Origin of the sequence: Tepidicella xavieri (assembly GCF_004363315.1) — a bacterium.
In the GTDB taxonomy this organism is placed as follows: Bacteria; Pseudomonadota; Gammaproteobacteria; order Burkholderiales; family Burkholderiaceae_C; genus Tepidicella; species Tepidicella xavieri.
Genome location: NZ_SNYL01000001.1, coordinates 167,737 through 189,090, shown reverse-complemented (window position 1 = coordinate 189,090; position 21,354 = coordinate 167,737). Strand labels below are relative to the sequence as shown.

Sequence of the window (21,354 nt, the reverse complement as noted above, 5' to 3'; positions counted from 1 at the left end):
CCCTAAGACTTCGCTGGACATACGCGGGTTTCTGATCAGGCCCGATAGGTGGCCAAGCGCACATGTCCCTCGATGATTTTCAGCAACTCCTCCTCGACATAGGGCTTGCCCAGATAGTGGTTGACCCCCAAGCTCTTGGCGTGCTCCCAGTGCTTCTCAGCCAAGCGCGAGGTGATCATCACCACCGGCAACGAGGCAGTCTGCGGCTGGTTGCGCAGGTGTTGCACCAGCTCGAAGCCGTCCATGCGGGGCATTTCGATGTCGCACAACACCACCAAGGGCATTTCCTCGGCAATACGCTCCAGCGCTTGCTGACCATCCGCGGCCAAGGCCACGCGGTATCCCTCGCGCTTGAGCAGGCGCTGCGTCACCCGCCGAACCGTGATGGAGTCATCCACCACCAAGATCAACGGGGTCTGGGTCGTCGCCTCCGCATCGCCTGGCGATGCGGAGGCGTAGGGGTGGTCACGCGCCGCACGGGGTGAACGCATCCAGGCCCACGCTTCGTGACCGTATGTTTCCGACAAGGTGGCCGGGTTGTAAATCAGCGCCACGGCCCCGGAGGCCAGCACGGTCACGCCGGTCAGGCCCGGCAGTCTGGACAGCTGCGGCCCCATGGGCTTGACCACGACCTCCTGGTTGCCCAGCACTTCGTCCACATGCCAAGCCACCTGCTGCCCGGCCACCCAGAACACGACGACCGATGCATACTTGGCCTCGGGGTTGGACATGTCCGCGCTCTGCGCCGAATGGGCCAGCAGCGCGCCAGCCCAGTAAAACGGGATGTTGGTCGAGCCCTCGGTCCATTGGCAGCTCTGATAGGCCGGCGCCAATTCGGGCAGCTTGACCCGGCGAATGCGATCGACCCAAGGCGAAGGCACGCCAAACACCCAATCGCCCACGCGCAGCATCACGACCTGCGTGACCGCCGTGCTCAATGGCACGACCAAGCGGAATTCGGTGCCGGCGCCTTCGGCCGGTGGTTTGCACTCGATGCGCCCCCCAAGCCCCATCACTTCGGTGCGCACCACATCCAGGCCGATGCCCCGGCCAGCCACTTCAGTGACTTCGGACGCGGTGGAAATACCCGAGGCGAAAATCAAGCGCACGGCATCCTCGGGCGACAAAGGCACGCCGGCAGGATGCAGGCCCGCGGCCACTGCCTTGGCCTGTAGCCGTTCGACGTTCAACCCGGCCCCGTCGTCTGACAACGACAGCGACAGATCATTGCCCTGCACCGACAGCGCCAGACGGATCTGCCCCACCTCTGGCTTGCCCGCCTGCACGCGCTGCGCCGGAGCCTCGATGCCGTGCACCACGGCATTGCGCAGCAGGTGCTCCAGCACCGGAACCAGTTTTTCGAGCACCGCCCGATCGACCTCGATGTCTTGCTGCGCGATGGTCAGCTCTGCCAGCTTCCCGGCAGCATCGGCGGCTTGGCGCACCACACGGTGCAGGCGTTCCTCGATGGTACTGAACGCGACCAGGCGGGTGCGCAGCAGGTTGCGCTGCAGCTCCCGGGTGATGTGGGTTTGCGCAGCCAGATTGTTCTCGGCCGATTCAACCGAACGGCTCAAGCCCAGCTGCACCGTCGCCACGTCATTGACGGCCTCGGCCAGCAGGCGAGTGAGTTCCTGCACCCGGGTGTAACGGTCAAACTCCAGCGGATCGAACCGGGAGTCGGCTTCGCGGTTTTGCGCGATGCGGGACTGCATTTGCAACTCGGTCTGGATTTCCAGGTCGCGCAACTGCGCCCGCAAGCGCTCGATGTTGCCGCTCATGTCCTTGAACGACTGGCGCAAGGCGCGCACATCGTTCTCCAGGCGCGAACGGGCAATCATCAAGTCGCCTGTCTGCGACATCAGCTGATCGAGCAGCTGGGGCCGCACCCGGACAGAGGCCAGCGCACGCATGCCCCCATCGGCCGGCAGCGGCTTGGCCACCGGCGGCAGCACCTCGGCCCCCGACCCCCCCGACGGACGCGCATGCGGCGCCGCCAACACCGGGGCCGCCAGCGGGGCGGGGCCTTGGCGCAAAGCTTCCAGATCGGCAACGATCCCGTCGAACGTGTGCAGCAGCGCGGCAATGTCTTCGGGATTGGGGGCTTCTGGCAATGCCAGCACATCGCTTTCCAAACCGTGAAAGCGGTCACCCAGGGCCATTTCGCCGCACAAACGGGCGCTGCCCTTGAGGGTGTGCAAATTGCGCAACACCTCGGCCCGCGCCAAGGCATCGTGCGGCGCGTCGGCCCACTGCCGCAGCGCCGCCGAGACCCGGGGCAGCAAGTCTTGCGCCTCCTCCACGAAAACGGCGATCAAATCGGCATCGACACCCACCCGACCTGAGGGCAAAGGCTGTGCAGCGGCAGGCGCTTGGTCCTGGGGCGCTTCCCTGGCGTCGGCCTGCGGTTCGGCGGGCTGGGGCGTCTGGCCTGGCACCCCCTCCAATGCAGACACCACATCGGGATTGGGGGCGCGCAGAAAGCCGGCCGCAAATTGGTGAAGCAGCTCACGGATTTCGTCACCCGCGCGCACCAGCAGATCGGCTTGCGGGTCTGGCGGAGCCGCTGTTTCAGGGGCGCTCAACCGATCCAGCGCGTGCTCGAGCGCTCGCGCCAGTTGCGACAAGCCTTCGTAACCGACGGTCGCAGCCCCTCCCGCCAGCGAATGGGCCCAGGCCGACAATCCCACCGGCGGCCGCCCTCGGGCTGAACCGCTGCGCCATTCACTCAACCCTTCGCACAAACGGCGCGACCACTCTTCCGCTTCGTTGATGAAGACGTTGTACAGCGCCGCACCGATTTTGAGAGGCCCGATGCACTTGATTTCTTCGTCAAGCACCGGAATTTCGGCACCGTCGTCTGCACTCGGCGTCAAGACCACTTCATCCAAGACGGGAAGCTGAGATTCGGCAGGCTCGCGAGAAGTCTCAAACGGCGCCAAGGGCTCATAGCGCCCTTCGAGCCGCAAGGCATGTGCGCAGGCTGCGATGCGATCGGCGCGACGCTGCGCCACTTCGGGCTTGTGCGTGGCCAGTTCCTCCACCCAATCTTGGAGATAGGTCAGGGCATCCTGACACAAATCCAGCAATTCCGCGCTGGCCGCCTTCTGTTCGGCAAGCCAGGCGTTGAGCAACTGCTCCATGGCCCACGCGGCCTCGCCCAAATCCGACAGGCCCACCATGCGCGCGCTGCCCTTGAGGGTATGAAAAGCGCGGCGCACGGCCGTCAAATCGGCCAGTCGATCGGGCTGTTGGCGCAGGATGTCCAGGGTGGGCGAGACCCCTTCGAACACGCTGCGGGCTTCACCCAAGAAGATGTCTAGCAGACCTTGCTCCTCATCTTCTGGCGCCTCCACCAGCGCCTCGGCAACCATCTCCACCGGCTCGGCATCCGGCAGCGGAATCACCGCGCTGGCGGCAGAAGCATCCGACGCCCATGTTTCAGGCGTATCCGCGGCGGCTGACTCGGCTGCCAGACCCTGCAAGCAAGCACGGGTCTCGTCAAACACAAAGGAAGCCCTGGCCAAATCCGGCTGACGGACAAACGTGTCCAACATCCAACCCAGGGCCGTGATATTGGTGCTGAGCTGTTGGGCAACGGATTGCAGCTGCGCAGCCGCATCCTCCCCTTCATCGGGCCGCAGCTTGGCCAGGGCACCGCGCACGGCATCCACCGTTTGCCGGGCCGCAGGCAAATCCAGCAAGGTCGCGATCCCGCCCATGCCTTCGAGCCGGCGGTTCAGTTCCTGGATGACGGAGGCAGACACCGGGGTTTGCCCACGGTAACAGGCATCGAGCACTTCTTCGACCGCATGCAATTCGGCTTGCCATTGCGCCACGACCTGGGCCACCGTGGCCTGCTGCCCAATGCGGCGGTAACGCTCGGTCATCCAGTCCTGCGGCTCAGCCACCGCCTCGCCTGCCAATGCCTGATTCAGGCGCTGGTTCAGCGTGGACCAACGCGCCACGGCCGACTCGTCCTGAACGTCGAAGTCCTCCAGTTCGGCGCCCAAGAGCAGCAAGCAATTTGACGCTTCCAGCGCCAGCCCCTGGGGAATGTGGCCATGCCGTCGGCAAACCTGCGCGACTGCCGCCCAGGCGTCGCCCAGCTGCGCCACCACAGGCCAGGCCGGCATCAACGCGCGCAAGCCGTCCACCAAAGGTTGCAAAATGCCTTCCAGCCGCTCGACCGACACCCCGTCCGCTTCGGTAAAGGCGGCCCAAGACTGCTGAATCGAAGACAATGCCGCCTTGAGGGAACGCAAGACCGTGGGGTCATAGCTCCCCAGGTCTGAATGAGCGGCATCCCAAGCCAGAACATCGTTCCATCCATGGGCCTGCCATACGGCCTGCAAGCAATGCTGCGCAGTCTCCTGGGCATCAGGCCGGACCTGAGTCGTCCAGAACAGCAAGTCGTGAATGTGCGTGTCCAGACCCTGCACGTCACCGTGCTGGAGTTGGGAATACCGCAGCAGCACGGTGGAAGCGGCCCGCTTGACGAGCGGATCGTCAGGCAAGCGGCCGGATGCCACCGCCTCGAAATACGCCGCAGCCACAGCCCAGAAGCGGCGTACCTCGGCGGCTTCTGCATGGCGACCCAATCCCGCACACAGCCGCGCCAAAGCGAGGGCGGCCTGGAGATCGAGCGACTTGACAACGCGCAACACCAGCCCGTCCAGATGCGCCCGAATCACAGGCCCCGGCTCATACACCGGCCCCGGGGGCAACATCACATCGGCATGCGGTTCTGCCCACAAGTCGGCCGGGTGTGCACGCGCCGCACCAGCCAATTGCTGCCACTGACGATACGTGGCGTACAGATCTAGCGCTTTGACCGTGCGGCCACGCAGCAGCCTTTCGAGATAATCGATGAGCGCATGCGTGCCACGACGCACCACGCCTGGGGCATCCTCCGTCACAGCAGCCGGTTTTTGCAAGAACCGCTGCACAGCCGCCTCCAATGCTCTGAGCGTGCGAGCAGCGGCAGGCAGCTCCACCATGTCCAGCACGCCCGCAGCCTGATGCAGCTGCTGCCCCACCCACCTCAGCTCCGTGCCATCGGGCTCGGACATGTCGGTGTGGCGTGCCACGATACACGCCTCCACATACCGGGCAACGGCTCGAACCGTTTCGGTCAGGGATTGTTCGACTTCGTCGAACACCCACGACAGCGGCCCCAAATCGCGCACAGGAGGAGCTTTCACGCCTTTATCCTCAAGCGATCTTGAAGCGAGACACCGATCGGCGCAGCTCTTCGGCCACACGAGCCAGTTCCCGCACCTGATTCACCGTCGAGCGGGTGCCCTCGCCCGTTTGCTCGGTCAGGGTGAAGATGCGCTGAATGTCGTTGGCCGTTTGAGAGGCCAGTTCGGCCTCGTGCGTCGCGGCCTGCGCGATCTGTTCGATCAGCCGCGTCACTTCCAGAGACAGGCGGTCGATCTCGGTCAGCGCCGCTCCCGCGTTGTCAGACAAACGAGCGCCTTCGACCACCTCGCGGGTCGAGCGCTCCATGGACAGCACGGCATCTTGGGTATCGGCCTGAATGGTGCGCACCAGGGCCGCAATCTGCCGCGTCGCCTCCGCCGAGCGTTCGGCCAGGCGCTGCACCTCCTGGGCCACGACAGAAAACCCGCGACCAGCCTCACCGGCCGAAGCCGCCTGGATGGCCGCATTCATGGCCAACACGTTGGTTTGCTCGGTAATGTCCGAAATCAGCTCCGTGATTTCGCCAATCTCCTGGGAGGATTCACCCAGCCGCTTGATGCGTTTGGCGGTCACCTGAATCTGCTCACGGATGGTGTTCATGCCCCCGATCGTGTCTTGCACCGCCTTCATCCCCGATTCCGCTGCTTGCCGCGAAGCCCGCGCCGCCTCGGCAGAGACTTGCGCACGCTCAGACACCTGATTGATGCGGCGCGCCATGTCGAGCACCGACTGACCCGTGCTCTGAATCGCGCGCAGCTGCTGCGCCGACACTTCCAACAGATCGGTGGAGGTGTTTTCCACCGTGGAGGTGGTCAGGCTGACCCGGTTCGTGATCGCCTGCACCTGCCCCACCAAGGAGCGCAACTCTTCGACCGTGTAGTTGATGGAGTCGGCGATCGCCCCCGTGATGTCCTCCGTCACGGTGGCTTGCTGGGTCAAGTCACCCTCTGCCACCGCTTGCAGCTCGTTCATCAACCGCAGAATGGCAGCCTGGTTGGCATCGTTGATTCGCTTGGCCTCCTGTTCTTGAGACTGGGCCAGTTGACGCTGCTGCTCCGCCTGTTGCTGCCGCTGGCGGCTGTCCTGAAGCCGCAGATAAACCAGCGCGGCAATCAAAACCACCACCAGCAGCACCAATACCATCAGTACCGCAAACTCCAGAACGTCCAGCCCCGCTGTGCTGGACAGCGCCTCTTGCAAGGGCGCCAAGGAAGTTCGCAAATCTTCACTGGCCGCCTCGATGACGCCCTGTGCATTATTGGCTTGAACCAGGGCTTGCAACCCCCCCAGAACCGGATTCACCTGATTTTTCAATTGCGACAACCGCAGCACCAACTGGTCCAAAGCAATCCGCTCATCTGGATCGGTTGCGGCCTTCAATTGCATCATGTCACTGCCCGCCAGCAAGCCCTGGGCAATTTCCTGAAAGGTATTGAAATCATTGCCCAGACTGAATGCCGCCTGAGGGCTGATGCCTTCGGGTGTCAGCAGTTCACTGGCTGAACGGGCAATGCGCTGGGTCAGCATCACGAGCCGTCCAATGGCCGCCAGTTCCGTGGACGGGGCGTTGTTGGCCAACTTCAAAGCGGCGATCGTTTCGGTCAACTCCAGCAAATCTGATGACTGATCGCCGATGGCGCGCAATGCCGAGCCGAAATTCGTCAGGAATTGCTCCTGCACCAAAATGATGCCGGCATTCCGGTGCACCTCCTCGGCCTGCAGCAATGGCTGCTCCAACAACGGCATCATGCCTCGCGACAGCGGCGCCAAGCCCAACGGCGCACTGCCTTCTTTGAGACCACGCAGATTGCCCAGCAGCGAGTCAGCACTGTCTCTGACGACGGAAAAAGCCGGGACTCGACCGGAGACAGCCTGCGAGGCACTGTTGGCCAAACGCTGCGATTCCAGCAACGCCTGGCCCACAGCCGCCACCTGCGCCGACGTCCGCTGTGCCTGAACCACCACCCATACCGTCAGCCCCACGGCCAGCAGCACCGCGATGGCCAGCAAAGCGGACAGCGTCTTGCGATGCTGCTCCACCGGCCTGGCCCCGAGCAATGGCAGCGCGACGATATGCCGCGAATCGGCATCTGCCAGGGGTTCGGTGGCATGCCCCCGCTTCGACAGGTCTTCATCGAACCCACGATACACACTGTCTTGCAGCACAGAGGTGGAGGGCGTCTCTTGCGCGGCGGCCAGTTCTTTGTCCTTGGATCGATTGAAGAATGTCAAAAAGCGCGCCTGCCAAGCCATGTCATCCCCTTCAAGTATCTATTCAAGCCACCACGTCGAGAAACTGCGCGTCTGCGCAAAGCATCTGCAAGTCCAACTCGGACCACCATTGCCCATTGCCGTCCTTGAGCCTTTGCCGGATGAAGGCCTGTTGAGGATCGGCAACCGGCTCGGCACTGGAAAAGTCTCCGGGCTGCCGCAAGCCCATCAGTCGATCGACCAGCAATGCGGCGTTCACTCCCAGCGCTGGACTCAAACACACCAGCCGCGACTCGGACGTCACACGATCGGCAGCCGGGAGCACACCTGGGGCCGGCCCTTCGACGAAAACCGCCCAGTCAATCACCCCCTGCAAGTCCCCGCGCAGATTGGCCAAGCCCGCATACCAAGGCTTGGTGTGGGGAACCGGGAACACGCCTGACCACGCATGAATCTCGCCCGACTGCGCCAGAGGCAGCAAATACCGCCCGATTCCTGCCTCCACCGCCAACCACGCATGGGAGACCGCCTCCGTCTCCGCCTCTTTCAAACGCCTGGTCAGGCGTTCCTGCAATTCCGCGAGCGATTGGCGGTTGGCCATGCCTCCCCCTCTGATTCGTTATGCCGTCAACCCAAAGCCTGTATTCTGGCAATCAGGTCATCGCCATTGATCGGTTTGACGATGTAATCTCGGGCACCTTGCCGCATGCCCCAGACGCGATCGGTTTCCTGCCCTTTGCTGGTGCAGATGATGATAGGAATGTCCGCGTAATCGGGATTGCGGGAAATGGTACGAGTCAACTGAAAACCATTGCCGCCGGGCATGACCACATCCATCAGGATGAGATCGGGTTTGTCTTGCGCCAGACGGGCAAGCGCCTCATCCGGGCCTTCGGCCGCCGAGACGGCATAGCCCCCCTTGCTCAATATTTGGGCCAAGGCCATGCGTTCCGTTTTGGAATCGTCAACGATCAGTATTTTCTTGATGGGCATCTCAACCTCCGCGGGGCTCTGCCGCAAACTGCCTGATGGCCAGCAGCAACTCTTCTTTGGTAAAAGGTTTGGTCAAATAATGCTGCGCTCCCACCATGCGGCCTCGGGCCTTGTCGAACACGCCGTCTTTGGAGGACAGCATCACCACCGGGGTGGATGAAAAGCGGGCATTCTGTTTGATGATGGCGCAAGTCTGATACCCGTCCAGGCGGGGCATGAGGATGTCGCAAAAAACCAAATCCGGACCAAAGTCATGGATTCTGGCCAAAGCCTCGAAGCCGTCTTCCGCCAGCAGCACCTCGTGGCCTTCCTGGCGGAGAAACATCTCGGCGCTGCGCCTGACCGTTTGACTGTCATCAACCACCAGGATTTTTCTCAGGGAGGCGCCCTGGGTTGCCATATGCGTCAGATCTGCACCATCTCAAAATCTTCCTTGCGTGCCCCGCATTCCGGGCACGTCCAGTTCAAGGGCACGTCCTCCCAGCGGGTGCCCGGCGCGATCCCGTGGTCTGGCGCCCCCGCCTCTTCGTCGTAGATCCAGCCGCAGATCAGGCACATCCAGGTTTTGCTTGCACTCATGGTCGAACAACGCTTGTCTTAGAATGGGCCCATTGTATATAGGCAACACGGCCCGTCCCGCGCATGACCTTTTCCTCCGACACGCCGTCGCCCGCTCCCGTGCCCGTCGAAGCCTCCCTGCCCTGCGTGATGAGCTTCAACGCCAACGACCCCAGCGGCGCTGGCGGGCTGGCCGCCGACCTCACGGCCATGGCCAGCGCGTCCTGCCATGTGCTGCCCGTGGTCACCGGCACCTACGTGCGCGACACCCGCAGCATTCACCACCACATCGCGCTCGATGAGGAAGCGGTGGAGGAGCAGGCCCGTTGCGTGCTCGAAGACACCAGCGTCAAAGCGATCAAGGTGGGCTTTGCCGGCAGCACCGAAAACCTCAGCACGATTGCAGAGTTGCTGAGTGACTATGCCGACGTGCCCGTGATCGGCTACATGCCCGAACTGGCCTGGTGGGACGAGGTGGAGCGCGAAAACTATCTGGACGCCTTCGCCGAACTGCTGCTGCCTCAGGTGAGCGTGCTGGTGGGCAACCACAATACCCTGTGCCGCTGGCTGTTGCCAGACTGGGCGGACGACCGCCCCCCTGGACCACGCGATCTGGCCAAGGCCGCCGCCGAATTCGGCACGCCCTACACCCTGGTGACCGGCTTCAACGCCCCCGACCAGTTTCTGGAAAGTCACCTCGCCTCGCCCGAAACCGTGCTGGCCACCGCCCGCTACGAGCGGTTCGAAGCCACCTTCACCGGCGCTGGCGACACCCTCTCTGCCGCCCTGTGCGCCCTGCTGGCCAACGACAGCGATCTGCAAGGCGCTTGCGCCGAAGCGCTCACCTACCTCGACCAATGCCTGGACGCGGGCTTCCAGCCCGGCATGGGCCACGCCGTGCCCGACCGCCTGTTCTGGGCCCATGAAGATGGCGAGGAGCCGTCGGGCGAAGCCGCCGAGGCACCGGCCCACGAACTCGAACGTTTCCCCGGCGGCCAGACGCCGCATTGAGCCCCCAGGCCCATCGCCTCACTGCCTTCCATCGTTTTTTTGCATCATGACAGACCGCAACCAAGAGCTTTTCGACCGTGCCAAACAATTCATCCCCGGGGGCGTCAACTCCCCGGTGCGGGCATTCAGAGCCGTGGGCGGCACGCCGCGCTTCGTCCAACGTGCCCAAGGCGCCTACTTCTGGGACGCCAACGGCCAGCGCTACATCGACTACATCGGCTCCTGGGGCCCGATGATCTTGGGGCATGGCCACCCGGCCGTGCTGGAGGCGGTGCAGCAAGCCGCCCGCGACGGCTTCAGCTTTGGCGCGCCCACGGAACGCGAAGTCGAATTGGCCGAGGAGATCATCCGCCTGGTGCCCAGCATCGAGATGGTGCGTCTGGTGAGCTCCGGCACCGAGGCCGGCATGAGCGCCATCCGGCTGGCGCGTGGCGCCACGGGACGCAAAAAAATCATCAAGTTCGAAGGCTGCTACCACGGACATGCCGATGCGCTGCTGGTCAAAGCCGGCTCTGGCTTGGCCACGTTCGGCAACCCGACCAGCGCCGGCGTGCCGCCCGAAGTGGTGCAACACACCCTGGTGCTGGAATACAACAACCTGCAGCAGCTCGAAGCCGCGTTCGCCGAGCACGGCGCCGATATTGCTTGCCTGATGATCGAGCCCATCGCCGGCAACATGAATTTCGTGCGCGCCAGCGTGCCTTTCATTCGGCGCTGCCGCGAACTGTGCAGCCAGCACGGCGCCCTGCTGGCCTTTGATGAGGTCATGACCGGCTTCCGCGTCGCTTTGGGCGGTGCCCAGAGCCTGTATGCCCAGGCCATCCCGGGCTTCGAGCCCGACATCACCGTGCTGGGCAAGGTCATCGGTGGCGGCATGCCGCTGGCCGCGTTCGGTGCCAAGCGGGCCGTCATGGAGCAACTCGCCCCATTGGGCGCGGTGTATCAGGCCGGCACGCTCAGTGGCAACCCGGTGGCCACGGCTTGCGGCCTGGCCACCTTGCGCGAAATCCAGAAACCCGGCTTCTTCGAAGCCCTGTCGCAACGCACCCAAAGTCTGATTCAGGGCCTGACCCAGGCAGCGCAAGAGGCCGGCGTTGCGCTGTGCGGCGACAGCCAGGGCGGCATGTTTGGCTTCTTCTTGATGGAGGAACTGCCGCAAAACTACGCCAGCGTCATGCGCACGGACGCGCAGCGCTTCAACCGCTTCTTCCACGGCATGCTGGCGCGTGGCATCTACTTCGCGCCGGCACTGTACGAAGCCGGCTTCGTCAGCGCCGCCCACAGCGAAGACGACATCGCCGCCACCGTGGCGGCCGCCCGCGAGGTGCTGGCCGAGCTGCGACGAACGTCATGACGGGCGCCATCCCCGGTGACCAGTTCGAGGAAGCCGCGACGATCTGCCGTGCTATAATTTCAGCTTCAGTTCCCCAATAGCTCAGTCGGTAGAGCGCCGGACTGTTAATCCGTAGGTCCCTGGTTCGAGCCCAGGTTGGGGAGCCAACAATCCATGACTCAGCCCGCCTTTGCGCGGGCTGAGTCATTATGAACGTTCTCATGTTGAACGTTTGCCATTCTGAAGCGCGGGATGGCTGCAGGGTGGCCGCACGCACGCCCGCCAGCCAGGGCCTCATGCCGAAGGCTCCACCCGCTTGCCCCACCCTGCCCCGACTGCGGGATAATCCCTCCCAGTCCGTTCGCAAGGAGAACCCATGTCTTGGCTTGAAAAGCTGTTGCCGCCCAAGATTTCCCGCACCGATCCGGCCGAGCGCCGCAGCATCCCGGAAGGCCTGTGGATCAAGTGCCCGAGTTGCGAGGCCGTGCTCTACAAAAACGATCTGGAGAAAAACCAGAACGTCTGCCCGCACTGCGCGCATCACCACCGCATCGGTGCGCGTGCGCGGCTCGACGCCTTTCTGGACGCCGAAGGCCGCTACGAAATCGGGCAGGAAGTCATTCCTGTGGACGCGCTGAAATTCAAAGACAGCCGCAAATACCCCGAACGCCTCAAGGAAGCCCTGGAAGCCACCGGCGAGACCGATGCCCTCATCGTGATGGGCGGCTCGGTGATGAGCATCGAACTGGTGGCCGCGTGCTTCGAGTTCGACTTCATGGGGGGCTCCATGGGTTCGGTGGTGGGTGAGCGCTTCGTGCGTGGCGTGGAAACGGCGATCGAGCAAAAAGTCCCGTTCATCTGCTTCACCGCCACCGGCGGCGCCCGCATGCAGGAAGGCTTGCTCAGCCTCATGCAGATGGCCAAGACCAATGCGGCGCTGACCCGCCTGGCCAAGCGTGGGCTGCCCTACATCAGCGTGCTGACCGACCCGACCATGGGCGGCGTCAGCGCAGGCTTTGCGTTCATGGGCGACGTGGTGATTGCCGAGCCCAAGGCCTTGATTGGCTTTGCCGGCCCGCGCGTGATCGAAAACACCGTGCGCGTCAAGCTGCCCGAGGGTTTCCAGCGCGCCGAGTTCCTGCAAACCAAGGGGGCGGTGGACTTCATTTGCGATCGCCGCGAGTTGCGTTCGACCGTGGCCAACGTGTTGGCCATGCTGCAGCGGCAAAGCGCCGACGCCGTGGCCTGAGCCGGGCGGCGCTGCACCGAAGGCGGGCGCCGTGGACATGATGCCCCTGTTTCCGCTGGGCACCGTCTTGTTCCCGGGCGGCTATCTGCCCCTGCAGATCTTCGAGGTTCGCTACCTCGACATGATCCGTCGCTGCCACCGGGAAGGCGCGCCGTTCGGCGTGGTCTGCCTGACCCAGGGGCATGAGGTGCAGCAGCGCGACCGCGCCGCTGGCGAAGGGTTTCTGCAAGAGTCTTTCGAGACCATCGGCACCCTGGCCCGTATCGTCGATCTCCAAACGGTCCGCCCGGGCCTGCTGGTGGTGGTCTGCGAAGGCACGCAGCGGTTTCGCATCGAGCAGCGTGAAAAACAGCGGCATGGCCTGTGGACGGCCCGCATCGGCCTGCTGCCAGCCGACGTGCCGGTGCCCGTGCCCGCCGAACTGGCGGGCATGGCCCAGGCGTTGCACCAGCTCTACACACGACTGCAGACCGAACATCCCGGCATGCTACCGGCACCCGCAGACCCCACCTCGCCCCAGTGGCAGGATGCCGGCTGGCTGGCCAACCGCTGGGCGGAGCTCCTGCCTTTGCCCAACTCGACCAAACAACAGCTCTTGACCCTGGACAGCCCGCTGCTGCGGCTGGAACTGGTGGGTGATGCGCTGGAGCAGCTGGGCATTGCCCACTGAAGCCGGGCGCCCCAGCGTCTCACCCTCTTGGGGGACGCCATGCGCGACCAGAAGGGCGCTGCGCAATTCACGGCAGCAAGCTCAGCGCGTGCATGTAGCGTTCGTCCACCATGAGTTCGTCCCAAGGCAAAGCCGGGCCCTGGGGCAGCAAGGCCAGGCGACGCTGCTCACTGGCCCCCCGCGGCTGCCAGCGGCCTTCGATGACCGCCTGGCTCAAACCATCGATCAGGTCGTCGATCGGGCTGCCGTCATCCTCCACCGATTGGTTGCACAGCAACACCATGTCACAGCCGGCCTGCAGCGCGGCGATGGCGGCCTCGGTGTAGCCGATTTCGCGTCCATCGATCTGGCGCGCGCCCGCCATGCTGAGGTCATCGCTGAAAATCGCCCCGGTGAAGCCGAGCCGGCCGCGGAGGATGTCCTCCAACCAGCGGCTCGAAAACCCCGCTGGCCGGCGGTCCACCTGGGGATAAATCACGTGGGCCGGCATCACGCTGCTCAAGCTGGCATTGAGCCAGCCATAGGGGGCGGCGTCGTCGGCGAGGATGTCATCGAGCGAACGCTCGTCCACCGGGATGTCCACGTGCGAGTCGGCCTGCACGTAGCCGTGCCCCGGAAAATGCTTGCCACAGTGGCGCATCCCGCTTTGCAGCAGGCCGTGCATCAGCGCCTGGGCCAGGAGCGTGACCACCCGCGCATCCCGGGCAAACGCGCGGTCGCCAATCACCGCGCTGCGGCCATGGTCCAGATCGAGCACGGGCGTGAAGCTCAAATCCACGCCGCAGGCCCGCAATTCGGCGCCCAGCACATAGCCCGTGGCCGTGGCGGCATTGCAAGCCGCTAGCGCCGCAGCCGCTGCATCGCGGGCATGGGGATCGAACCACATCTGCCCCAAGGCGCGCATGGGCGGCAGATGGGTAAAGCCATCGGTGCGAAACCGCTGCACCCGCCCGCCTTCGTGGTCCACGGCAATCAGCGCGTCGGGCCGGATTTTCTTGATCTGACGGCACAGCCGGCTCAGTTGCTCGCGATCTTGCCAGTTGCGGGCAAACAGGATCACGCCGCCCACCAGCGGGTGGGCCAGGCGGCGTTTGTCGGCTTTGGTCAGGCGGGTGCCTGCCACGTCGATGATGAGAGGGGCATGGGGCATCATGAGGCAGTAAGGACGGTTTGTTGCTCGACCACCACGAAACTGGTGGCGTAATCGGATTCGTCACTGACGCTGACGTGGGCGCGCAAGCGACGGGACTCGAACCACGCCTTCAGGGCGCCGTGCAGCCGCAGATAGGGCTGCCCGCTGGGATGGTTGAGGATTTCACAGTCGCGCCAGGTCATGGGCGTGCGCATGCCCAGGCCAATGGCTTTGCTGAACGCCTCTTTGGCCGAAAACCGGGTGGCCAGATAGCGGATGCCGCGCTGCGGCCAGCGCTGGCTGCGCTGACGCCAGACCGTCAACTCTTGCGGCCCCAGCACCCGGGCGGCGAACCGCTCGCCATGCCGCTGCACGCTGGCCTGGATGCGGCGCACGTCGCAAATGTCGTTGCCGATGCCGTAGATCATGCCTGCGGCCTTCACCCCTGCTGGGCCGCCCCGATGGCGTCCAGATAGGCTCGCACGGTGGCGGTATAGCCCAGTTCCAGCGCATCGGCAATCAGGGCGTGGCCAATCGAGACTTCGCTGACCCCCGGCACCCGGCGCAAAAACGGCGTGAGGTTGTCGCGGTTGAGGTCGTGCCCGGCGTTGACGCCCAAGCCCGCATCGAGCGCGGCCTGGGCAGCGGCGGCAAAACGGCGCCATTGCACCTCGGCGGCGGCCGGGCCTTGGGCATAGGCCGCGGCATAGGGTTCGGTGTAGAGTTCGACCCGGTCGGCCCCCACGGCGCTGGCTGCCGCCATCGCGTCGGCCTCGGCGTCCATGAACAGGCTGATGCGCACGCCCAGCGCCCGGGCCTGCGCGATGACCGGCTTCAACCGGGAGGCGTCCTCAGGGAAGCGCCAGCCATGATCGCTGGTGAACTGGTCCACGCTGTCGGGCACGAACGTGAGCTGATGCAGCGGCAAGCCACGGGCCTTGACCTCGCGCGCCACCTCCAGCAGGTTGTGGAATGGGTTGCCCTCGATGTTGAATTCGCGCCCGGGCCACTGCCGCAGCAATTCGGCCAGATCGAACACGTCGTGCCAGCGGATATGGCGCTCGTCAGGCCGTGGATGCACGGTGATGCCGTGCGCGCCCGCCTGCAGACAGAGCTCGGCAGCCCGGGTGACGCTGGGAATGCCCAGATGACGGGTATTGCGCACCAGCGCGACCTTGTTGACATTGACGGACAGCGCCGTGTGGACGGAACCGATGGGGCTCATGAGGAAACTGCTCCAGCAGGCAAACCGGTCGGCGGCATCACCCGGCAAGGCGCTGCACATCGGCCAGCAATTGGCGCGTCTGAAACACGCGCACCCCGCTATGGTAGTGCAGCACATCGCGCAACTGCCGCCGCAGCGCCCCGGTGCGATCGCCTTGCACCACCTGGCACAGGGCCAGAAACGGTTGCGCCGACTGTAAGCCCGCCTCCAGCGCGGCCCAGAAGGCGCCATCGCAAGCGGCCGGATGCCCGCCCGTGAGCGCATGAAGCCCCTGCTCTGGCCACAACCGATAGCCCCCCCCGGGCCGCAGGGGGGCCAGCGTGCCTCCCTCCTGGTCCAGCGCGGGCAAGAACCCGGCAGCACGCAACAGCAACAGCTCAAACGCCCGCAGCACCACGGCCTGAGCCATGCCTTGGGCCAGCGCCGCCACAGCCAGGCTGTAATGGTCGAACAAGACCGGATGCGGATCGTCGCGGGCCAGCAGTTTGAGCACCAGTTCGTTGAGGTAGTACCCGGCCAGCAAGGCATCGCCCTGGGGCATCAGTTGCCCACCTTGCCATGCCGCCGACTTGAGGGTGCGGACTTCGGCATCCCCGCCCCAGCCGAGCCGCAAGGGCTGCAACGGCAGCAGCACGGCGCGAAATTGCGAGGTCGGCCGCTTGACCCCCTTGGCCACGAGCGCCACCCGGCCATGGTGCCGGCTGAACACCTCCAAAATCAGGCTGGACTCGCTCCAATCGTGCCGGTGCAGGACAAAAGCGGGCTCGTCGTGCACACGCGGCTGCCGCGCCGACGCCTTGGCCATACGGGGCTGTTCCTGCTCACTCGTAACCGAACGAGCGCACGCGGGCTTCATCATCCGCCCAGCCCGAGCGCACCTTCACCCAAAGCTCCAGAAACACCTTGCCATCCCAGAGCTTTTCCAGTTCCTGGCGGGCTTCGGTGCCAATGCGCTTGAGCTTTTCGCCCTTCTCGCCGATGACCATGCCTTTGTGGCTTTCACGCTCGACCACGATCGTGGCCGCAATGCGGCGCAGCTTGCCCTCTTCTTCGAAGCGGTCGATGACCACCGTGGAGGTGTAAGGCAGTTCGTCCCCCGTGAGGCGGAACAGCTTTTCACGCACCATTTCGGCAGCCATGAAGCGTTCGCTGCGGTCGGTCAGCTCATCGGGGTCGTACATCCAATCCTGCTCGGGCAGGTATTTTTCGACAATGGCGTAGAAGCGCTGGATATCCTTGGCATTTTTGGCCGACATCGGCACGTATTCCGCAAACGGGTGCCGCTCTTGCATGCTGCGCAGCCAGGGGGCGAGTTCGCCGCGCCGGTGCACCATGTCCAGTTTGTTGGCCACCAGAATCACCGGAATGCCCGCCGGCAGCAAGGCCAGCACCTTGGCATCGGCCAGGTTGAAATGCCCGGCCTCCACCACGAAGACGATCACATCCACGTCCGAGACGGCTCCCAGCACCGCCTTGTTGAGGGAACGGTTCAGGGCATTGCCGTGCCGGGTCTGGAAACCCGGCGTGTCCACGAACACGAACTGCGTGGCCCCGACCGTGCGCACGCCGGTGATGCGGTGGCGCGTGGTCTGTGCCTTGCGCGAAGTGATGCTGATCTTCTGCCCCACCAGGGCATTGAGCAGGGTGGACTTGCCCACGTTGGGCTTGCCCACGATGGCCACGAAACCGCAGCGTTTCGGCCCCGCCGCGGGCTCGGGCATGGACGCGCCGGCGGGCTCGGTATCGGGGACGGGCTTGCGCAGCGCCCGGGCCAGCATGGCTTCGAGGTCGTCCTGTGCGGGCGAAGGAGGGGGAGGTGGGTTCATCCGGTTCGTTGTTTCAACAGATCGAGCATGGCAGCTGCGGCCACCTGCTCGGCCGCCCGACGCGAAGGCCCCTGCCCGCGAGCGGTGCAGCCCCATTCGGTCACTTCGCACAACACCTCGAAGGTCTGGCGGTGCGCCTGGCCGTGCGTGGCCACCACATGGTAGGTGGGAAGCTTCATTTTGCGCCCCTGCAGCCACTCCTGCAAGGCGGTCTTGGCGTCCTTGCCCTGGGCGCTTTGGCCGGGGCTGAGGTCCACCTCGGCGTAGAGGCGGCGCACCACGGCGTGGGCCGCCTCAAAACCGGCATCGAGGTACACGGCGCCAATCAACGCCTCCAGGGCATCGGCCAAAATGGATGGCCGCTGCCGGCCGCCAGAACGCACCTCCCCCTCGCCCAGGCGCAGCAGGCGCGGCAAGTCCAGCCGCTGGGCAAGTTCATGGAGGGTGTCTTGCTTGACGAGGTTGGCCCGGATGCGGGAAAGGTCCCCTTCGCTTTGGCGGCTCAGCCGCTCGTACAACAGGGTGGAGATGGCCAGACCGAGCACCGAGTCACCCAGAAACTCCAGCCGTTCGTAATGATCGGCCGAGTGGCTGCGGTGCGTCAGGGCACGCAGCAGCAGCGCCGGCTGCGCGAAGCGATGGCCGATGCGCGTCTGCAGCGCCAGCAAATCCGGGGGCAACGCGGACACGGCTCCGGTCAACGGGTACGCCCTTGGTATTTCATCACCAGATAGGCGGGCCCCACGAGATGGATTTCGCGCTCGTAAGCGAACTCCACCACCACCCGCTCATTGACCTTGGTGATTTCCAGATCCCGGCCGCTGATGGCGTCGAAATAATCGGCCGCCTTGGAGCGATCGAAAGCGGCGCGGATCTCGGCGACGGTCCCCCCGGAATCGGCCGCACGCTGGGCGGCACGCATGATGGACTGGTACTCCAGATACGTAGGCGCCACCTGGGCCGCCACCACACCGACCACCGCCACCACGATACCGATCAAAACAATGCCGATGAACGTGATTCCGCGTTGCTGGTGCCTCATGCCGTCGCTCCAATGTCGAAGAATGCGCACATCTTAATCAAAGTGCGGAGCCTTTCGGCATTTTTGTCATTCAAAACGGCCGATCCGGCTCAAATCGCCGAAATTCATCCACACGAAAAAGGCCTTGCCCACGATATTGGCTTCCGGCACAAAGCCCCAGAAGCGGGAGTCGAGCGAGTTGTCGCGGTTGTCCCCCATCAGGAAATAGTGCCCCGCCGGCACGGTGCACACCACCCCTTCGACGCTGTAGCGACATTGGTCTTTGTGGGGAAAGTCCACGGTCCCCGGGATGAAGGCCGGACGATCCGGGTCATTGAGCGTGCGATAGTGGCGCCCGCCCAGGGTTTCGGCGAACTGCTGGGCGTAGCGCATGCTGCCGCTGTCGTAGAACTCGGGCAGCGGCTCCTTGGCCACGGGCTCGCCGTTGATGAACAGTTGCTTGTTCAGATAGGCCACCTCGTCGCCCGGCACGCCAACGACGCGCTTGATGTAGTCCAGACTGGGCTGCGGCGGATAGCGAAACACCATCACATCGCCGCGCTGCGGCTCGTGGTTGGCCAGAATCTTGGTGTTGACCACCGGCAGGCGCACGCCGTAGTGGAATTTGTTGACCAGGATCAGGTCGCCCACGTGCAAGGTGGGGATCATGGAGCCCGAGGGAATTTTGAACGGCTCGAACAGAAAAGATCGCAGCACGAACACGACGAGGATGACGGGAAACAACCCGGCGGTCCAGTCCAGCCACCAGGGCTGCATGAGCAGTTTCTGGCGCGCCGCTTCGATGTCTACCGCATCGGCCTGCACGCCCATGCGGGCGAGCTCGGCCTGGCGCTGGGTGTGTTCGGCCACCAGCCGCTCGGCGGCGGCCCGGCGCTGGGGCTGGAAATACACCTTCTCGGCCACCCAGTAAGCGCCGGTCACCACCACGGCCAGCAGCAGCAACAAGGCGAAGTTGCCCTCGATGGCCCCGAGGTACCAGGCCAAGCCGTAGCCGACGAAGGCCGCCAGCACCACGCCCGTGATCGCGCTCATGTTCTGTTCGTTCATCATTCCTCCACTTGCAGGATGGCCAGAAACGCTTCTTGCGGCACTTCCACGGTGCCTATCTGCTTCATGCGCTTCTTGCCCGCCTTTTGCTTTTCCAGCAGCTTGCGCTTGCGGGTGATGTCGCCGCCGTAGCACTTGGCCAGCACGTTCTTGCGCAGCGCCTTGACCGTCTCGCGGGCAATGATGTTGGCCCCGATGGCGGCCTGGATGGCCACGTCGAACTGCTGGCGGCTGATGATTTCACGCATCTTGGCCACCACGGCGCGGGCGCGGAACTGCGCCTGGCTGCGGTGCACGATGATGGACAAGGCATCGACCCGATCGCCGTTGAGAAGGATATCGACCTTGACCACGTCGGACGGACGGTACTCCTTGAATTCGTAGTCCATCGAGGCATAGCCGCGGCTGACGGACTTGAGCTTGTCGAAGAAGTCCAGCACGATCTCGCCCAGCGGCAGGTCGTAGGTGAGCATGACCTGCTTGCCGTGGTAGGCCATGTTGAGCTGCACGCCGCGCTTTTGGTTGCACAGCGTCATCACCGGACCGACGTATTCTTGCGGCATGTACAGATGGACGGTGACGATGGGCTCGCGGATTTCCTGGATGCGCCCCTGCTCCGGCATTTTGGAGGGGTTTTCCACCATGACCACTTCGCCGTCGCCCTTGACCACTTCATAGACCACGCTGGGCGCGGTGGTGATGAGGTCTTGGTCGAACTCGCGCTCCAGCCGCTCCTGCACGATTTCCATGTGCAGCAGGCCCAGGAAGCCGCAGCGAAAACCAAAGCCCAGCGCCTGTGAGACTTCGGGCTCGAAATGCAGGGCGGCGTCGTTGAGCTGGAGTTTTTCGAGCGCATCGCGCAGTTGGTCGTACTCGCTGGCCTCGGTGGGATAAAGCCCGGCGAAAACTTGGGGCTTGACTTCCTTGAAGCCGGGCAGCGGCTCGGCCGCGCTGGGCAGGTGGGCGCCGCTACTGGTCCTGACCGCGGTCAGCGTATCGCCCACCTTGGCGGCCTTGAGCTCTTTGATGCCGGCGATCACGTAGCCCACTTCGCCGGCGTTGAGGCAGTCACGCGGCTCGTTGCGCGGCGTGAACACACCCAGTTTCTCGGCCTGGTATTGGGCATCGGTGGCCATGAGCTTGATGCGATCGCCCTTGTTGAGGCGGCCGTCCACCACCCGCACCAGCATCACCACGCCGACGTAGTTGTCGAACCAGCTGTCGATGATCATGGCCCGCAACGGCCCATCGGGGTTGCCGCGCGGCGGCGGTACCTTGGCCACCACCAGCTCCAGAATGTCATCGATGCCCATGCCGGTCTTGGCCGAGCAGGGAATGGCTTCGGTGGCGTCGATGCCGATGACGTCCTCGATTTCCTGCTTGGCGCGATCGGGGTCGGCCTGCGGCAGGTCCATCTTGTTGAGTACCGGCAACACCTCCACGCCCAGGTCGAGCGCGGTGTAGCAGTTGGCCACGGTCTGGGCCTCCACGCCCTGGCTGGCATCGACCACCAGCAAGGCCCCTTCGCAGGCGCTCAGGCTGCGGCTGACTTCATAGGAAAAGTCCACATGCCCCGGGGTATCGATCAGGTTGAGGTTGTAGGTCTTGCCGTCGCGGGCGGTGTACTGCAGGGCCGCCGTCTGCGCTTTGATGGTGATGCCCCGCTCCTTCTCCAGGTCCATGGAGTCGAGCACCTGCTCGCTCATCTCACGGTCGCTCAAGCCCCCACAGCGCGAGATCAGACGGTCGGCCAGGGTGGATTTGCCGTGGTCGATGTGGGCAATGATGGAAAAGTTGCGGATGTGATTCATCGCTGAGAACTCAAAAACGAAACGGGCGCGTCGACGGGGAC

Annotated in this window: 19 protein-coding genes and 1 tRNA gene; 5 read left to right on the top strand and 15 right to left on the bottom strand. The window is 64.3% G+C overall.

Translation table 11 applies throughout. The annotated features are described in order from the left end of the window. Positions 1-35: 35 nt before the first annotated feature. The 6 genes from DFR43_RS00895 to DFR43_RS00870 are packed head-to-tail and all read right to left on the bottom strand — an operon-like array spanning position 36 to position 8,988. On the bottom strand, positions 36-5,204 hold the full coding sequence (locus tag DFR43_RS00895; RefSeq protein ID WP_133595474.1) for a hybrid sensor histidine kinase/response regulator: 5,169 nt from the start codon (positions 5,202-5,204) through the stop codon (positions 36-38). A 10-nt stretch (positions 5,205-5,214) separates the two neighbouring features. Next, complete coding sequence (locus tag DFR43_RS00890; protein ID WP_133595473.1) at positions 5,215-7,458, bottom strand: methyl-accepting chemotaxis protein; 2,244 nt, start codon at positions 7,456-7,458, stop codon at positions 5,215-5,217. Positions 7,459-7,480: 22 nt separating this feature from the next. After that, positions 7,481-8,017, bottom strand: a complete 537-nt coding sequence (locus tag DFR43_RS00885; RefSeq protein WP_133595472.1) for a chemotaxis protein CheW — start codon at positions 8,015-8,017, stop codon at positions 7,481-7,483. 26 nt (positions 8,018-8,043) lie between these two features. Then, on the bottom strand, positions 8,044-8,409 hold the full coding sequence (locus DFR43_RS00880) for a response regulator (RefSeq protein ID WP_133595471.1): 366 nt from the start codon (positions 8,407-8,409) through the stop codon (positions 8,044-8,046). A gap of 1 nt (position 8,410) precedes the next feature. Then, complete coding sequence (locus tag DFR43_RS00875) at positions 8,411-8,809, bottom strand: response regulator (RefSeq protein WP_133595470.1); 399 nt, start codon at positions 8,807-8,809, stop codon at positions 8,411-8,413. 5 nt (positions 8,810-8,814) lie between these two features. Then, positions 8,815-8,988, bottom strand: a complete 174-nt coding sequence (locus DFR43_RS00870) for a rubredoxin (RefSeq protein ID WP_133595469.1) — start codon at positions 8,986-8,988, stop codon at positions 8,815-8,817. 63 nt (positions 8,989-9,051) lie between these two features. Here DFR43_RS00870 and thiD point away from each other — a divergent pair, with 63 nt between their 5' ends. The 5 genes from thiD to DFR43_RS00845 all read left to right on the top strand — a co-directional run bounded on the left by thiD (position 9,052) and on the right by DFR43_RS00845 (position 13,230). Then, positions 9,052-9,978 (top strand): bifunctional hydroxymethylpyrimidine kinase/phosphomethylpyrimidine kinase, encoded by a 927-nt coding sequence (thiD, locus tag DFR43_RS00865; protein WP_133595468.1) that lies wholly within the window; start codon positions 9,052-9,054, stop codon positions 9,976-9,978. A 46-nt stretch (positions 9,979-10,024) separates the two neighbouring features. Further along, the gene (hemL, locus tag DFR43_RS00860; protein WP_133595467.1) at positions 10,025-11,332 is read left to right on the top strand and encodes a glutamate-1-semialdehyde 2,1-aminomutase; all 1,308 of its coding nucleotides are present in this window, start codon (positions 10,025-10,027) and stop codon (positions 11,330-11,332) included. A 70-nt stretch (positions 11,333-11,402) separates the two neighbouring features. Next, positions 11,403-11,478: transfer RNA gene (locus DFR43_RS00855), tRNA-Asn, on the top strand. 209 nt (positions 11,479-11,687) lie between these two features. Further along, on the top strand, positions 11,688-12,560 hold the full coding sequence (gene accD / locus DFR43_RS00850) for an acetyl-CoA carboxylase, carboxyltransferase subunit beta (protein WP_133595466.1): 873 nt from the start codon (positions 11,688-11,690) through the stop codon (positions 12,558-12,560). Positions 12,561-12,597: 37 nt separating this feature from the next. Then, a complete protein-coding gene (locus tag DFR43_RS00845) occupies positions 12,598-13,230 on the top strand; it encodes an LON peptidase substrate-binding domain-containing protein (RefSeq protein ID WP_133595585.1) in 633 nt (210 codons plus the stop codon). A 67-nt stretch (positions 13,231-13,297) separates the two neighbouring features. On the opposite strand, the gene nagZ is transcribed toward DFR43_RS00845, so the two are convergent. The 9 genes from nagZ to lepA form a co-directional block, all read right to left on the bottom strand. Next, entirely contained in the window at positions 13,298-14,383 is a 1,086-nt protein-coding gene (nagZ, locus tag DFR43_RS00840; protein WP_133595465.1) for a beta-N-acetylhexosaminidase, read from the bottom strand. Beyond that, positions 14,380-14,790, bottom strand: a complete 411-nt coding sequence (gene acpS, locus DFR43_RS00835; protein WP_133595464.1) for a holo-ACP synthase — start codon at positions 14,788-14,790, stop codon at positions 14,380-14,382. The genes nagZ and acpS overlap by 4 nt, the downstream gene beginning before the upstream one ends. A gap of 11 nt (positions 14,791-14,801) precedes the next feature. Further along, complete coding sequence (locus DFR43_RS00830; RefSeq protein WP_133595463.1) at positions 14,802-15,587, bottom strand: pyridoxine 5'-phosphate synthase; 786 nt, start codon at positions 15,585-15,587, stop codon at positions 14,802-14,804. Between the two features lie 37 nt (positions 15,588-15,624). Then, positions 15,625-16,392 carry a DNA repair protein RecO gene (recO, locus tag DFR43_RS00825; protein ID WP_133595462.1) on the bottom strand — a complete coding sequence of 256 codons (768 nt, stop codon included), beginning with the start codon at positions 16,390-16,392 and terminating at the stop codon, positions 15,625-15,627. Between the two features lie 16 nt (positions 16,393-16,408). Then, positions 16,409-17,413 (bottom strand): GTPase Era, encoded by a 1,005-nt coding sequence (era, locus tag DFR43_RS00820; RefSeq protein WP_133595461.1) that lies wholly within the window; start codon positions 17,411-17,413, stop codon positions 16,409-16,411. Next, the gene (gene rnc / locus DFR43_RS00815) at positions 17,410-18,093 is read right to left on the bottom strand and encodes a ribonuclease III (protein ID WP_133595584.1); all 684 of its coding nucleotides are present in this window, start codon (positions 18,091-18,093) and stop codon (positions 17,410-17,412) included. Before rnc ends, era begins: the two co-directional genes overlap by 4 nt. A gap of 17 nt (positions 18,094-18,110) precedes the next feature. After that, positions 18,111-18,455, bottom strand: coding sequence for a DUF4845 domain-containing protein (locus DFR43_RS00810; protein ID WP_133595460.1), 345 nt, complete (start codon positions 18,453-18,455; stop codon positions 18,111-18,113). A gap of 66 nt (positions 18,456-18,521) precedes the next feature. Next, positions 18,522-19,487: a signal peptidase I gene (gene lepB, locus DFR43_RS00805; RefSeq protein ID WP_133595583.1), complete on the bottom strand. Its 966-nt coding sequence runs from the start codon at positions 19,485-19,487 to the stop codon at positions 18,522-18,524. Positions 19,488-19,501: 14 nt separating this feature from the next. Further along, positions 19,502-21,313, bottom strand: a complete 1,812-nt coding sequence (gene lepA, locus DFR43_RS00800; protein WP_133595459.1) for a translation elongation factor 4 — start codon at positions 21,311-21,313, stop codon at positions 19,502-19,504. Positions 21,314-21,354 lie beyond the last annotated feature (41 nt).

Excerpts from the sequence above, each read along its gene's own strand:
- DFR43_RS00880 (WP_133595471.1), bottom strand. The coding sequence starts at position 8,409 with ATGCCCATCAAGAAAATACTGATCGTTGACGATTCCAAAACGGAACGC.
- DFR43_RS00830 (WP_133595463.1), bottom strand. The coding sequence starts at position 15,587 with ATGAGCCCCATCGGTTCCGTCCACACGGCGCTGTCCGTCAATGTCAAC.
- recO (WP_133595462.1), bottom strand. The coding sequence starts at position 16,392 with ATGGCCAAGGCGTCGGCGCGGCAGCCGCGTGTGCACGACGAGCCCGCT.
- era (WP_133595461.1), bottom strand. The coding sequence starts at position 17,413 with ATGAACCCACCTCCCCCTCCTTCGCCCGCACAGGACGACCTCGAAGCC.
- nagZ (WP_133595465.1), bottom strand. The coding sequence starts at position 14,383 with ATGATGCCCCATGCCCCTCTCATCATCGACGTGGCAGGCACCCGCCTG.
- DFR43_RS00845 (WP_133595585.1), top strand. The coding sequence starts at position 12,598 with ATGATGCCCCTGTTTCCGCTGGGCACCGTCTTGTTCCCGGGCGGCTAT.
- lepB (WP_133595583.1), bottom strand. The coding sequence starts at position 19,487 with ATGAGCGCGATCACGGGCGTGGTGCTGGCGGCCTTCGTCGGCTACGGC.
- DFR43_RS00885 (WP_133595472.1), bottom strand. The coding sequence starts at position 8,017 with ATGGCCAACCGCCAATCGCTCGCGGAATTGCAGGAACGCCTGACCAGG.
- thiD (WP_133595468.1), top strand. The coding sequence starts at position 9,052 with ATGACCTTTTCCTCCGACACGCCGTCGCCCGCTCCCGTGCCCGTCGAA.
- lepA (WP_133595459.1), bottom strand. The coding sequence starts at position 21,313 with ATGAATCACATCCGCAACTTTTCCATCATTGCCCACATCGACCACGGC.
- DFR43_RS00870 (WP_133595469.1), bottom strand. The coding sequence starts at position 8,988 with ATGAGTGCAAGCAAAACCTGGATGTGCCTGATCTGCGGCTGGATCTAC.
- acpS (WP_133595464.1), bottom strand. The coding sequence starts at position 14,790 with ATGATCTACGGCATCGGCAACGACATTTGCGACGTGCGCCGCATCCAG.
- DFR43_RS00810 (WP_133595460.1), bottom strand. The coding sequence starts at position 18,455 with ATGAGGCACCAGCAACGCGGAATCACGTTCATCGGCATTGTTTTGATC.
- accD (WP_133595466.1), top strand. The coding sequence starts at position 11,688 with ATGTCTTGGCTTGAAAAGCTGTTGCCGCCCAAGATTTCCCGCACCGAT.
- hemL (WP_133595467.1), top strand. The coding sequence starts at position 10,025 with ATGACAGACCGCAACCAAGAGCTTTTCGACCGTGCCAAACAATTCATC.
- DFR43_RS00875 (WP_133595470.1), bottom strand. The coding sequence starts at position 8,809 with ATGGCAACCCAGGGCGCCTCCCTGAGAAAAATCCTGGTGGTTGATGAC.
- DFR43_RS00890 (WP_133595473.1), bottom strand. The coding sequence starts at position 7,458 with ATGGCTTGGCAGGCGCGCTTTTTGACATTCTTCAATCGATCCAAGGAC.